Below are 12,591 nucleotides of genomic sequence, written 5' to 3'. Positions count from 1 at the left end.
TATAACAGTCAGGGCGGGCGCGCCGTGATGCGGACCCGCGCCCGCCCGGGTCGCCGGGCGAGGGGCGTCGGCAGGAACCTCCTGCGGCGTGCGGGCGACGGCGGCGAGCACGCGGTCCCGCACGTCCGGGGGAGCGGGGGTCTCGTGCGCCGCCCCCAGGCGCGCGGCCACCGCACGGAGCTCGGCCAGCTCGGCCGCCGCATCCGCGTCGGTCGCGACGAGCCGTTCGACGGCGCGGCGCTCGAGGTCGTCGACGGCGTCGAGTGTCAGGAACGCCTCACGGTTCTCGTCACCCGCGAGCGAGCCGACGGCGTCCGCCAGGTCCACGGAGTTCTCGTCGAGCACCGCTGCGGCCGCCTCGAACTCGGCCGAGTCCGGCCCGGCGACGTACGCGGTCGCGACCGCGTAGCCCGCCAGGTACACGTGCTCCTGGAGCAGAGCCGTGAGGCCCGCCCGCAGCTCGGCGGCGGGTGACGCGACGTCACCCTCGGTCCCGGTGGCGGCGGCGAGACCCGTGGCGAGCGTGAGCGCCGTCGGCGGCATGTGCTGCGCGGCGGTCCGCGCGTCCGCGAACGGGTCACCCGTGCTCATCGGCATGAGCATCGCGCCCATGTCCTCCTCGGGCGCCTCCTCCGCCATGTCGTCCTCCTGCATGGCGGACGGCGTCTCCTCGGGCTCGGCGTCGGCCGAGCACGCGGTCAGGGCGAGCGTGCCCGCGAGGGCCGCGGCGGCGAGCTGTGCCCGCCGGCGGGGCGCGGTGGTCGTGCGTCGGACGGTTCGCATGGTCGTCTCCTTGCTCGGGAGTGCTGTCACGAGGGGTTCGGAGCGGGGCGCCGGGCGGATGGGTGCGGATCTCCCCGGGTTCTCACCGGTGCCGCGGGTGCCGGGAACAGCGCGACCGCGGGCGCCGTTGGTGCAAGGGCGCGGCGCGTCCCGCGGCGCGGCCGCGCACGGGTGGCCGACGTAGTGTCGGCGGTGGAGAGGAGCAGTCATGGGCTACGAGGTGAGCAGGACCGACGACGAGTGGCGTGCACAGCTCTCGCCTGAGGAGTACGCGGTGCTGCGGCAGGCCGGCACGGAGCGGCCGTGGACCGGTGAGCTCCTGGACGAGAAGCGCGTCGGCACCTACAGCTGTCGCGCGTGCGGCGCCGAGCTGTTCACCGCCGAGACCAAGTTCGACTCGCACTGCGGCTGGCCGAGCTTCTACCAGCCCCGTGAGGGCGACGCCGTCGAGCTGATCGAGGACCGCAGCCTCGGCATGGTCCGCACCGAGGTGCGCTGTGCGCGCTGCGGCTCGCACCTGGGTCACGTGTTCGACGACGCGCCGCAGACGCCGACGGGCGACCGTTACTGCATGAACTCGGTCTCGCTGACCTTCCGGCCGACGAGCGAGCACGACTGACGATGGCCGACGACCGCCGCCCTCGCCGCCCCGCGATGCTCGACCCGCGCCAGGCGGACGAGCTCCCGGGCGAGCTCGATCCCGCGCTGCGCGTCGAGGTCGCGCACGTGACGGCGGGGGCCCTCGTGCACCAGGGCCGCGCGAGCGAGGACCCGGAGGTGGTCGAGCGCCTCGTCGCGCTCGTCGAGACCGAGGGGCTCGACACGGTCGCGGGCCTCTGGGCGGACAGTCCCGCGCGCACCCTGCCGGGGGCGCTGTGGCGGCTGTACGTGCTGCGGGAGTGGGTGCGGCGCGATGCCGGCACGATCGCCGAGCGGTACCGCTCGGGCTTCGCCCGCGCCGAGGTGCACGACGTCCTCGCGGGGGTGGTCACGCCTCCCGGGCCCGACGACGTCTCGCGCCTGGTCGACGCCGTCCTGTCGGGTGTGTACGCGGGCGACCTCGCCGTGGCGCTCGAGCGGGCCGCGGCCTTCTGCCGGGTGCTCGCGACGGGCGCCGCGATGGACGCCGACGTGGTCGAGGACTCCGACGTGGACGAGGCGCGGCGCATGACGCGCGGCGCGTCGGGCCTGGTGCGCACGGCCGAGGAGCTCGAGGACGCCGCGCGCCTGTGGCGCGCCGACGACCTGGACTGACACGCCGCCGTCCGCCGTGCGCGCGAAGGCGGGCGTAGAGTGCACCGCGACGTCGGGCCGCGGTGCCCCGGGCTCCACACACAGCCGCTACGAGCGGCCCTCGCGCCGACAGGCGCGCCGCGGTCCGGCGTCCCTTCTCATCCGGAGGGCGAGGGGTGGGCGTGTTCACGTGGGTGTGGTGCGCGCGACACCTCCGGGGTTGTGTGTTCACCTGCGCGCTGCCCTAGCCTGTGGCCGACCCGCTCCCCCCTCCTCCTCGACGGAGACACCCGTGCGCCTGCGACTGACACCGCGCAACACCGGCTTCTTCGACCTCCTCGCAGGCTCCGCCCAGCACCTCGTCACGGGCGCCGAGCTGCTGGGCCGGCTGCTGGGGGCCGAGCCCGAGGCGCGCAAGGAGCTCGCGCACGCGCTCCGTGAGTCCGAGCACGCGGCCGACGAGTCGACCCACGCGATCATGCGGCAGCTCAACACGACGTTCGTGACGCCGTTCGACCGCCACGACATCTACGCGCTCGCCTCGGCGCTCGACGACTGCATGGACCACATGGAGGAGGCCGGCGACCTCATCGTCCTGTACCGGCCGCGCACGCTCCCGGACCTCCTGACCGAGCAGGTCGACGTGCTCCAGCGGTGCGCCGAGCTCACCGCCGACGCGATGCCGCGGCTGCGCTCGATGAAGGACCTCGCGGAGTACTGGGTCGAGATCAACCGGCTCGAGAACGCCGCGGACCGCACCTACCGACGCCTCGTGGCCGACCTGTTCTCCGACGGCACCGAGCCCATCGAGGTGCTCAAGCTCAAGGAGATCGTGGACACCCTCGAGCAGGCGGCCGACGCGTTCGAGAAGGTCGCGAACATGGTCGAGACGATCGCCCTCAAGGAGTCCTGAGCCGGTGGAGCTGGCCCTCGTCGTCGTCGTCATCGCGTTCTCGCTCGGCTTCGACTACACCAACGGATTCCACGACGCGGCCAACGCGATCGCGACCTCGGTCTCGACGCGCGCGCTCACCCCGCGCGCCGCGCTGCTCATGGCGGCCGTGTTCAACCTGGTCGGGGCGATGCTCGGCACCGAGGTCGCCCAGACCATCGGCAGCGGCATCATCGACATCTCCGAGGCCGCGGGCTCGAGCGGGCTCGTCATGGTGCTCGCGGCCGTGATCGGCGCCATCGCGTGGAACCTCGTGACGTGGTGGTTCGGCATGCCGTCGTCGTCCTCGCACGCGCTCATCGGCGGGCTCACGGGTGTGGGCCTCGCGGCCGGCACCACGGTGCACTGGGAGGTGATCCTCGACAAGGTCGTCATCCCGATGGTGCTCTCGCCCGTCGTCGGCTTCTCGCTGGCGTTCGCGCTCATGGTCGGGCTGCTGTGGATCTTCCGGAACGCCAACCCGCACAAGGTGACGCGGCGGTTCCGGATCGCGCAGACGGCGTCGGCCGCCGCGATGGCGCTGGGGCACGGGCTGCAGGACGCCCAGAAGACCATGGGCGTGATCGTGCTCGCGCTCGTCGCGGGCGGCTTCAAGGACGACATGTCGATCCCGCTGTGGGTCAAGGTCTCGGCCGCCCTGGCGATCTCGGCGGGCACCTACGCGGGCGGGTGGCGCATCATGCGCACCCTCGGGCGCAAGATCATCGAGCTGGATCCCGCGCGCGGGTTTGTGGCCGAGACCGTCGCCGCGAGCGTCCTCTACACGACGGCGTTCGTGTTCCACGCCCCCATCTCGACGACGCAGACCATCACGTCGTCGATCATGGGCGTGGGTGCCACCAAGCGGCTCTCGGCCGTGCGCTGGGGCGTCGCGGGCAACATCGCGGTCGCGTGGGTGCTGACCATCCCCGCCGCCGCAGGGGTCGCCGCCCTCATGTACGTGGTGCTCAGGCCGTTCCTCGCCTGAGGTTCAGTCGGCCGCCTCGACGGCGGGCCGGTGCCGCTCGAGCGCCACGACGCGCGGCCGTCCGCGCGCGGTCGACACGTGGGCCACGAGCATCTGGCCCGTGCGCAGGTACGGGTCCTTCGTCGGCACCCCGCCCACGGTCCACGGTCGCGTCGCGGCGTCGACCGCGTCCATGACGGCGGGCAGCACGGGGCGGTGGGTCGAGACGAGCACGTCCTGCGGGTCCGCGAGGATCTCGCGCAGCAGGGCGACGGCCGACGTCGGGTCCTCGTGGAAGGCCGCCTCGGTGAGCAGCTCGGAGCGGTCGACCGTGACGCGTGCGGCCTTGGCGTAGGGCGTCACGGTGTGCAGGCAGCGGCGCCACGGGCTGCTGACGACCGTGCGCACGCCGAACGCGGCGAGCACCGGCACGAGCGCCGCGGCCTGGTCGCGTCCTGCGTCCGTCAGGGGACGCGTCGCCTCGCCGTCGTCCCAGTCCGAGCGCTTGCGCGCCTGCCCGTGCCGCGCCACCGCGACCACCTGCGTGCGCAGCCGTCCGCGCCGCCAGAACGCCTCGAGCGCGTCGAGCGGGGCGTGGTCGGTCCGGCGCGTCAGCAGGCCGCGTGCCGTGGTGGCCCCCACCCAGACCACGCCGTCGATCTCCTCGGGGCCCGCGCGCTCCACCGGGAGCCGTGCGGTCAGCGCGGGACGGTGGATGTCGTCCGCGACCTCGGCCGCCCAGTAGTGCACCACCTTGCGGCGGCCGTCGCCGAGCGCGTAGTGCTGGTCGGGCAGGGGCAGGCCCAGCACGACGTCGAGCCCGGTCTCCTCGGCGACCTCGCGCGCCGCCGCGGTGGGCGGCACCTCGCCGGGGTCGAGCTTGCCCTTGGGCCACGACCAGTCCTTATAACGGGGCCGGTGCACGAGCGCGACCTCGAGACGTCCCCGGTGACCGACGCGCCACGGCACGGCGCCCGCGGCCCGCACCTGCGGCCGGGAGTGCGCCGGAGCCTGCGGGCTCAACGCTCGCGGACCGGGCGTCGGCGCTGGCGCGCGATCAGCAGCTCCTGGAGGTCCTGCAACGGCTCGCCGTCCGGCCCGCGGTGGTGGCGCACCCACGCGTCGTCCGGTCCCAGGTGCCACGAGGACGTCGCGTCGGACATCGACAGGTCGAGGAGCTCGAGCAGCTCGGCCACGTGGTCCGGGTCGCCGATGCGCACGAGGGTCTCGACGCGGCGGTCGAGGTTGCGGTGCATGAGGTCGGCCGAGCCGATGAGCACCTCGGGCGCGTCGCCCGCGTCGTTGGCGAACGCGAAGACGCGGGCGTGCTCGAGGAACCTGCCGAGGATCGAGCGCACCCGGATGGACTCGCTGAGCCCGGGGACGCCGGGTCGCACCGCACAGATGCCGCGGACGACGAGGTCCACGGGCACCCCGGCGCGCGAGGCCCGGTAGAGCGCGTCCACCGTCTCCTCGTCGACCACCGAGTTGACCTTGAAGCGGATCCACGCCGGCCGGCCCTCGAGGTGGGCACGCGTCTCGGCGTCGATCCGCTCGACCAGGCCCGAGCGCACCGAGCGCGGCGCCACCAGCAGCCGGTTGAACCGTGACTTCGGGGCGTAGCCCGAGAGCTGGTTGAACAGGCGCGTCAGGTCCTGGCCCACCTCGGGGTCGGAGGTCAGCAGCCCCAGGTCCTCGTAGAGGCGCGCCGTCTTGGGGTTGTAGTTGCCCGTCCCCACGTGGCAGTAGCGGCGCAGCCCGTCCGACTCCTGGCGCACCACGAGCGAGAGCTTGCAGTGGGTCTTGAGGCCGACGATCCCGTAGACCACGTGCACGCCCGCCTGCTCGAGCTTGCGCGCCCACGTGATGTTCGCCTGCTCGTCGAACCGTGCCTTGATCTCGACGAGCGCGAGCACCTGCTTGCCGGCCTCGGCCGCGTCGATGAGCGAGTCGACGATCGGCGAGTCGCCCGAGGTCCGGTAGAGGGTCTGCTTGATCGCGAGCACGCGCGGGTCGGCTGCGGCCTGCGCGAGGAACGCCTGGACCGACGTCGCGAATGAGTCGTACGGGTGGTGCAGCAGCACGTCGCGGCGGCCCAGCACGCCGAAGATGTCGGTGGGCTGGGCGCTCTCGACCTCGGCGAGGTGCCGGTGCGTGCCGCCGACGAACCGCCGGAAACGAAGGTCCGCCCGGTCGAGGTCCGCGATGAGGTTGAGGCCCGTGAGGTCGAGCGGTGCGGGCAGCGCGTAGACCTCGGACTCCTCGACGCCCAGCTCGCGCACCAGCAGGTCGCGGATGCGCGGTGCGATGTCCTCGGCGACCTCGAGGCGGACGGGCGGGCCGAAGCGGCGGCGCAGCAGCTCCTTCTCCATCGCCTGGAGGATGTTCTCCGCGTCGTCCTCCTCGACCTCGACGTCTTCGTTGCGGGTCACCCGGAACGTGTGGTGCTCGCGCACCTCCATCCCCGGGAACAGCGAGTCGAGGTGCACGGCGATGACGTCCTCGAGGGGCACGAACGACGTCGGTCCCTTCTCCGGGTCCGCGGTCTGCGTGCTCGGGGCGCTCGGCCGGCCGCGCGCGTCGACCGCGATGAACCGTGGCAGCAGCGGCGGCACCTTGACGCGTGCGAAGTGCTCCTTGCCCGTCGCGGGGTTGGACACGACCACCGCGAGGTTGAGCGAGAGGCCCGAGATGTAGGGGAACGGGTGGGCAGGGTCCACCGCGAGCGGCGTCAGGACCGGGAAGATCTGCCGGCGGTAGAACTTGCGCAGCCGCTCCTGCTCGGCCTCGCCCAGGTCGTCCCAGTGCACCAGGTGGATGCCCTCGGCCTCGAGCGCGGGCTGCACCGAGGCGCTGAACACGGCCGAGTGCCGCCGCATGAGCTCCTGCGCGCGCGCGCCGATGGCCTCGAGCACCTGGCGCGGGCTCAGGCCCGACGCCGCGGTCACGGCCATGCCGGTCGCGATGCGTCGCTTGAGGCCCGCGACGCGCACCATGAAGAACTCGTCGAGGTTCGACGCGAAGATCGCGAGGTAGCGCGCCCGCTCGAGCAGCGGGAGCGACTCGTCCTCGGCGAGCTCGAGCACGCGCTCGTTGAACGCGAGCCAGCTCAGCTCGCGGTCGCTGAACCTGTCCTGCGGCAGGGGCTCGGCGAGCAGGGCGTCGAGCGCGTCGTCCTCTCCGGGGGTGCCCGGGCCCTCGGCGGGGCCGTCGGTCTGCGCGTCACGTACGTCCTGCGAGGTCATGGCTGCATCGTGTCATCCGCGGGTGAACGGCGGTACTGCACGTCCGACCGCTCGGTCACCAGCCCCATCGCACGGTAGAGCCCGACGGCGGCCGTGTTGGTCGCCTCGGTGTAGAGCACGATGCGCCGTGCTCCCCGCGCGGCGAGCCGCGGCGGCGCGAGGTGCGCGAGGTAGCGACCCAGGCCCTGACCCTGGGTCCCGGGGTCGACCGCGAGCACGTACAGCTCGCCGTCGTCCGCCGCGCGCCCGTCGGACGTGCGCTCGACCTTGAGCCACAGGAAGCCCAGCAGGGCGCCGTCGCGCTCGAGCAGCAGCAGGTCGGCGGGGTCGAACCAGGGCTCGGCGGCGCGTGCGCGGACGTCCGCGACGGTCATCCGCCCCTGCTCGGGGTGCCACGCGAACGCGGCCGCGTTGGTCGCGACGACGGCCTCCTCGTCGCGCCCCGGGACGAACGAGCGCACCGTGGTGCCCGCCGGGACCTCGGGCTCGGGCTCGTCCGCGCGCAGGTCGCGGCCCATGCGCCACAGCTCGCGGTGCACGGTGAGCCCGGCCGCCGTCGCGAGCGCACGGGCGGCGTCGAGGTCGCCGTGCGCCCAGACGGCGGGTGCCGCACGACCGGACCTCGCGGCGGCCGCGTGGACCTCCTCCAGCAGTGCGCGACCGAGGCCCGCGAGGCGACGCGACGGTGCCACGACGAGCTCGGCGCTCGCGGGATCGCCCGTGAGGTCGAGCGCCGCGTACCCGACGAGCGCGCCGTCGTCCGCGGTGCCGCCGCCCTCGTCCCGGCCGAGCAGCAGGTGCAGGTGGGCGTCCTCGTCGGCCGTCAGGTCGAGCAGGGTCTGCTCGCCCAGCGCCTCGACGCCGTCGTGCTCGTGCGCCGCGTGCGCGAGCGTCCGCACGGCTGCGGCGGTGGTCGGGTCGAGCGGGCCGCGCACCGTGCGCACGTGGGGAGGCATGGTCGCCATCCTCGCGCCCCGGTGTGACGCCGTCGACCGCGCGCGACCTCTCACGTGCACGCCCGCGCTGCCGATCAGGGGCGGGACGGAGGAGGGGGCATGACGACGACGCAGTCGCGGCCGCAGGCATCGCCGCGCACGGTGGTGGCCACAGTCGCGGTGCGGCCGACAAGCACGGTGCGGGCCACGAGCACGGTGCGGCCCACGGGGGTCGAGCGCACGCTCGGCCAGGACGAGATCATCGTGACCAAGACGGACCTGCGCGGGCGGATCACCTACGCGAACGACGTGTTCCTGCGGATCTCGGCGCTCGAGGAGGACGGGACGCTCGGGCGTCCGCACAGCCTCATCCGGCACCCCGAGATGCCGCGCGGGATCTTCCGCCTGCTGTGGTCGGGCCTCGAGGCGGGGCGCGAGGTGTTCGCGCACATCCGCAACCTCGGCACCGACGGTGCCCACTACTGGGTGCTCGCGCACGTGACGCCGTCGCTCGACTCCGCCGGCCGGCCCGTGGGCTACCACTCGAACCGGCGTCGGCCGAGCACCCGCGCGATCGGTGAGGTCGAGGCCGTGCACGCGCACATGCGCCGCGCCGAGGCCGGCCTGGGCGCCAGCGACGCGGCCGAGGCGGGTGAGCACGCGCTGCACGCGCTGCTCGCCGGGCGCGGGATGACGTACGCGCAGTGGCTCTGGTCGCTCGAGGACGCCGAGTGATCGGCCGCCGCTCGCGCCGCGTGCGCGAGCTCGAGGCCGAGGTCGCGCACTACCGCGCGGGCATGGGGCAGCTCGCCGGGACGCTGCGCCGTGCCGCCGACGGCGACCTCGAGGCGCGGGTGCCCGCGCCCGGGCCGGGTGCGCCGAGCGAGGTCACCGAGGCTCGCCGCGCGCTCAACCACCTGCTCGACGTCACGGACGCGTTCGTCCGGGAGGCTGGTGCGTCGCTCGAGGCCGCGAGCGCGGGGGACCACGACCGGCGCCTGCTGCTGCGCGGCCTGCCGGGGGTCTTCCGGGTGCACGCCGCGACGATCAACCGGGCGCGCGCGACCCTGCGCGGCGCGGCCGACGAGGTCGAGGCCGCCCGGGTGGCGCGCGCGAACCTCGCCGACGGGTTCGAGGCCGAGGTGCTCGCGGCCTCGGGGGCCGTGGGTGAGCAGGCCGACGCGGTCGCGACACGCGCCGACGCGCTCGCGGAGGCCGCGCGCACGGCGGTGCGCACGGCCGACGGCGCGCACGGCGCGGTCGAACGCATGGAGGGCTCGGCGGCGGTGATCGGCGACGTCGTCCGGCTCATCGCCGAGGTCGCCGCACAGACGCGCCTGCTCGCGCTCAACGCGACGATCGAGGCCGCACGCGCCGGTACCCACGGACGCGGGTTCGCCGTCGTGGCCGCCGAGGTCGAACGGCTCGCCGAGGAGACGAGCCAGGCCACCTCGCGCATCGAGGTGCAGGTGGGCGAGGCCCAGGGTGCGGTGGCCGAGGTCGCGCAGGCCCTCGGCTCCGTGGCCGACGCGGTGCGCTCGATGGGTGACGGCGTCGCGGAGGTCACCGACCGGCTGCGCGCGGGCGGGCACGACGGCGCCCCCGCGCTGCTGCCCGCGGTGGGTGCGCTCGACCGCGACGTCCGCGAGTTCCTCCTGACCCTCCGCTCCTGACCCCCCCCGCCCCCAGCAGGCCTGGGGGCGGGGGTGGGGGGTTCCCAGGGCGCCGGGTGAGGCATATCGTTGGTGTACCAACGAATGGCACCGGCGCCATCGAGGAGGATCTCGTGCAGCAGATGGACGGCACCGCGGACACCCCCGAGCTCGAGCAGCTCTACGCCGACTTCGACGACCACCACCTCGCCCCGCTGTGGACGCAGCGGGACGACCTCATGCCCTTCACCCCCTCGCCCCACGCACAGGCGCACGTGTGGCGGTGGAAGGAGCTCTACGAGCTGGCCCGGCGCTCGGGCGACCTGGTGCCCGTGGGGCGCGGCGGTGAGCGCCGCGCGCTCGGCCTCGCCAACCCCGGCCTCCCGGGCACGGCCTACGCGACCCCCACTCTCTGGTGCGCCATCCAGTACCTCGGCGGGCACGAGACCGCGCCCGAGCACCGGCACAGCCAGAACGCGTTCCGGTTCGTCGTCGAGGGCGAGGGCGTGTGGACCGTCGTCAACGGGGACCCCGTCGCGATGCGCCGCGGCGACCTGCTGCTCACCCCCGGCTGGAACTTCCACGGCCACCACAACGACACCGCCGAGCCGATGGCCTGGATCGACGGGCTCGACGTGCCCTTCTCGCACTACGCCGACGTCGGCTTCTTCGAGTTCGGGTCCGAGCGCGTCACCGACGAGGCCTCGCCGCCCGTGTCGCGCTCCGAACGGCTCTGGGCGCACCCCGGCCTGCGGCCGCTCTCGGGCCTGCAGGACCAGCCGAGCTCCCCGCTCGCGGCCTACCGCTGGGAGCACACCGACCGCGCGCTCACCGAGCAGCTGCGGCTCGAGGACGAGGGGCACCCCGCGACGGTCGCCCAGGGGCACGCCGCGATCCGGTACGTGAACCCGACCACGGGCGGCGACGTCATGCCGACGATCCGCTGCGAGTTCCACCGGCTCCGGGCCGGCGCCGAGACCGCGCCACGGCACGAGGTGGGCTCGGCCGTGTGGCAGGTGTTCGAGGGCGACGGCACCGTGGTGCTCGGCGACACCGAGCACCGGCTCAGCACGGGCGACCTGTTCGCGGTGCCGAGCTGGGTCCCGTGGTCGCTGCACGCCGACTCCCGGCTCGACCTCTTCCGCTTCACCGACGGGCCCATCGTCGAGCGGCTGCACTTCGCGCGGACCTTCGTGGCCGGCCGGCGCGAGGACGACCTGTGACCGCGTCCGCGGCAGGAAGGCTGCGGCTCGCGACGCTCCGCACGGCACCGGGGGCCACCGTGGCCGTGCGCCTCGACGACGACGTGGCGGTCGAGACCGGGCACGCGGACGTCGGCGCCCTGCTCGCCGACGCGTCGTGGCGCGAGCTCGCCGCCGGGGCCGACGGACCCCGGCACGTGCTCGCCGAGCTTGCGCCCACCGCCTGGGCCCCGCCCGTGCTGCGCCCCTCGAAGATCGTGTGCGTCGGTCTGAACTACCGCAACCACATCCTCGAGATGGGCCGCGAGCTGCCCGCCCACCCGACGCTCTTCGCGAAGTTCGCGGAGGCGCTGATCGGTCCCTACGACCCGATCGTGCTCCCGGCGCACGCGGGCGACGCGGTGGACTGGGAGGGCGAGGTCGCCGTCGTCCTCGGAGCGCCGGCGCGCCGCCTCGACGAGGAGGCGGCGGCCCGCGCGATCGCGGGCTACGCCGTGCTCGACGACGTGACGATGCGCGACTACCAGTACCGCACCCCGCAGTGGCTCCAGGGCAAGACCTTCGAGGCGACCACGCCCTTCGGTCCCTGGGTCACCGTGCGTCCCGAGGACGGGCCCGACCCGCTCGCGGGCGAGCTGTGCACCGCCGTCGGGGACGAGGAGGTGCAGCGCACCGACGTCGCGGACATGGTCTTCGGTCCCGCCGCGCTGGTCGCCTACGTCTCGCAGGTGGTGACGCTCAACCCGGGCGACGTCATCGCGACGGGCACCCCCGGCGGTGTGGGCCACGCCCGTCGCCCGGCGCGCTACCTCCGTCCGGGGGACGTGCTCACCACCTCGGTGACCGGGCTCGGCGAGCTCCGCAACGACGTCCGCGCGGAGGCCTGACGTGCCGGCCCGCACCGATCGCACGACCGACCCCGGGCTGCGCGCCGCACTGCTGCTCGCGCGTCGCGGGCAGGCGTACTTCTCGCGCACGCTGAACGAGCTGCGCGACGAGCGGCTCGACGCCCCGTCGCTCGTCCCCGGCTGGACCCGGCGCCACGTCGTCGCGCACGTCGGGCTCAACGCGCGAGCGCTCACGCGCCTGACGACGTGGGCGGCCACCGGTGTCGAGACGCCGATGTACGCGAGCCCCGCCGAGCGCGACGCCGAGATCGAGATGGCCGCGACCCTGCCCGCGCGGGCGCTGCGGCACCTGTCGGCGCATGCCGCGGTGCACCTCGACGTCGAGTGGCGCGACCTGCCCGACGAGGCGTGGTCGGCGACCGTGCGCACGGCGCTCGGGCGTGAGGTCCCCGCGCGCGAGACCGTGTGGATGCGCACGCGCGAGGTCTGGATCCACGCGGTGGACCTCGACGCGGGCGGCTCGTTCCGCCAGCTGCCCGCGGAGCTGGTGGACGCGCTGCTGGACGACGTCGTGGGCGCGTGGACCCGGCGGCAGGCTGACGAGGGCCTGCCCGCGCTCGTGCTCGAGCCCACGGACCGCCCGGCCGCTTCGCGCCGCTCCGTCCCGGGGGAGCGCGCCGCCGTCGTGCGCGGACGCGCGGCGGACCTCGCGCAGTGGGCGACCGGCCGCGGCGCGGTGGACGTGACCACGGCCGACGGCGTCCCGCTGCCGGCTCCACCACGGTGGTTGTGACG

General features: G+C 74.5%; 12 protein-coding genes and 1 pseudogene. 9 read left to right on the top strand and 4 right to left on the bottom strand.

All coding sequences use genetic code 11. From position 1 onward, the window contains the following. Positions 1 to 783: pseudogene (locus GXB85_RS17050) on the bottom strand (hypothetical protein); the annotation flags it as partial. Between the two features lie 208 nt (positions 784 to 991). Here GXB85_RS17050 and msrB point away from each other — a divergent pair. The 4 genes from msrB to GXB85_RS17030 all read left to right on the top strand — a co-directional run bounded on the left by msrB (position 992) and on the right by GXB85_RS17030 (position 3,935). After that, positions 992 to 1,402, top strand: coding sequence for a peptide-methionine (R)-S-oxide reductase MsrB (gene msrB, locus GXB85_RS17045; protein WP_161918862.1), 411 nt, complete (start codon positions 992 to 994; stop codon positions 1,400 to 1,402). 35 nt (positions 1,403 to 1,437) lie between these two features. Next, positions 1,438 to 2,037 carry a hypothetical protein gene (locus tag GXB85_RS17040; RefSeq protein ID WP_161918867.1) on the top strand — a complete coding sequence of 200 codons (600 nt, stop codon included), beginning with the start codon at positions 1,438 to 1,440 and terminating at the stop codon, positions 2,035 to 2,037. Positions 2,038 to 2,308: 271 nt separating this feature from the next. Beyond that, complete coding sequence (locus GXB85_RS17035; RefSeq protein ID WP_161918861.1) at positions 2,309 to 2,929, top strand: DUF47 family protein; 621 nt, start codon at positions 2,309 to 2,311, stop codon at positions 2,927 to 2,929. A gap of 4 nt (positions 2,930 to 2,933) precedes the next feature. Beyond that, positions 2,934 to 3,935, top strand: a complete 1,002-nt coding sequence (locus GXB85_RS17030) for an inorganic phosphate transporter (RefSeq protein ID WP_161918860.1) — start codon at positions 2,934 to 2,936, stop codon at positions 3,933 to 3,935. Between the two features lie 3 nt (positions 3,936 to 3,938). Here the strand turns inward: GXB85_RS17030 and GXB85_RS17025 are convergent, their stop codons facing one another. Genes GXB85_RS17025 through mshD form a run of 3 tightly spaced genes read right to left on the bottom strand, consistent with a single transcriptional unit; the run spans position 3,939 to position 8,115 of the window. Beyond that, positions 3,939 to 4,937 carry an NUDIX hydrolase gene (locus tag GXB85_RS17025; RefSeq protein WP_161918859.1) on the bottom strand — a complete coding sequence of 333 codons (999 nt, stop codon included), beginning with the start codon at positions 4,935 to 4,937 and terminating at the stop codon, positions 3,939 to 3,941. Further along, positions 4,934 to 7,159, bottom strand: coding sequence for an RNA degradosome polyphosphate kinase (locus GXB85_RS17020; RefSeq protein WP_161918858.1), 2,226 nt, complete (start codon positions 7,157 to 7,159; stop codon positions 4,934 to 4,936). The genes GXB85_RS17025 and GXB85_RS17020 overlap by 4 nt, the downstream gene beginning before the upstream one ends. Then, on the bottom strand, positions 7,156 to 8,115 hold the full coding sequence (gene mshD, locus GXB85_RS17015) for a mycothiol synthase (protein WP_202628109.1): 960 nt from the start codon (positions 8,113 to 8,115) through the stop codon (positions 7,156 to 7,158). Before mshD ends, GXB85_RS17020 begins: the two co-directional genes overlap by 4 nt. Positions 8,116 to 8,214: 99 nt before the next feature. Here mshD and GXB85_RS17010 point away from each other — a divergent pair, with 99 nt between their 5' ends. From GXB85_RS17010 to GXB85_RS16990, 5 genes are all read left to right on the top strand, one after another. Then, entirely contained in the window at positions 8,215 to 8,829 is a 615-nt protein-coding gene (locus GXB85_RS17010) for a PAS domain-containing protein (RefSeq protein ID WP_161918856.1), read from the top strand. After that, positions 8,826 to 9,767 (top strand): methyl-accepting chemotaxis protein, encoded by a 942-nt coding sequence (locus GXB85_RS18635; RefSeq protein ID WP_202628108.1) that lies wholly within the window; start codon positions 8,826 to 8,828, stop codon positions 9,765 to 9,767. Before GXB85_RS17010 ends, GXB85_RS18635 begins: the two co-directional genes overlap by 4 nt. Positions 9,768 to 9,889: 122 nt before the next feature. Then, positions 9,890 to 10,969, top strand: coding sequence for a cupin domain-containing protein (locus GXB85_RS17000; RefSeq protein WP_161918865.1), 1,080 nt, complete (start codon positions 9,890 to 9,892; stop codon positions 10,967 to 10,969). A gap of 20 nt (positions 10,970 to 10,989) precedes the next feature. Beyond that, a complete protein-coding gene (locus GXB85_RS16995) occupies positions 10,990 to 11,835 on the top strand; it encodes a fumarylacetoacetate hydrolase family protein (protein WP_161918864.1) in 846 nt (281 codons plus the stop codon). Position 11,836: 1 nt separating this feature from the next. Continuing rightward, positions 11,837 to 12,589, top strand: coding sequence for a maleylpyruvate isomerase family mycothiol-dependent enzyme (locus GXB85_RS16990; RefSeq protein WP_161918855.1), 753 nt, complete (start codon positions 11,837 to 11,839; stop codon positions 12,587 to 12,589). The last annotated feature ends 2 nt before the right edge of the window (positions 12,590 to 12,591 follow it).

The organism is Cellulomonas sp. APG4 (genome assembly GCF_009996735.1).
Lineage (GTDB): Bacteria > Actinomycetota > Actinomycetes > Actinomycetales > Cellulomonadaceae > Actinotalea.
The sequence above is the reverse complement of the archived record's forward strand: the minus strand, read 5'-3'. Positions and strand labels throughout refer to the sequence as shown.

What these genes read in the sequence shown, in the direction of transcription:
- msrB (WP_161918862.1), top strand. Translation starts at nt 992, where the DNA reads ATGGGCTACGAGGTGAGCAGGACCGACGACGAGTGGCGTGCACAGCTC.
- GXB85_RS17040 (WP_161918867.1), top strand. Translation starts at nt 1,438, where the DNA reads ATGCTCGACCCGCGCCAGGCGGACGAGCTCCCGGGCGAGCTCGATCCC.
- GXB85_RS17020 (WP_161918858.1), bottom strand. Translation starts at nt 7,159, where the DNA reads ATGACCTCGCAGGACGTACGTGACGCGCAGACCGACGGCCCCGCCGAG.
- mshD (WP_202628109.1), bottom strand. Translation starts at nt 8,115, where the DNA reads ATGCCTCCCCACGTGCGCACGGTGCGCGGCCCGCTCGACCCGACCACC.
- GXB85_RS17010 (WP_161918856.1), top strand. Translation starts at nt 8,215, where the DNA reads ATGACGACGACGCAGTCGCGGCCGCAGGCATCGCCGCGCACGGTGGTG.
- GXB85_RS17000 (WP_161918865.1), top strand. Translation starts at nt 9,890, where the DNA reads ATGGACGGCACCGCGGACACCCCCGAGCTCGAGCAGCTCTACGCCGAC.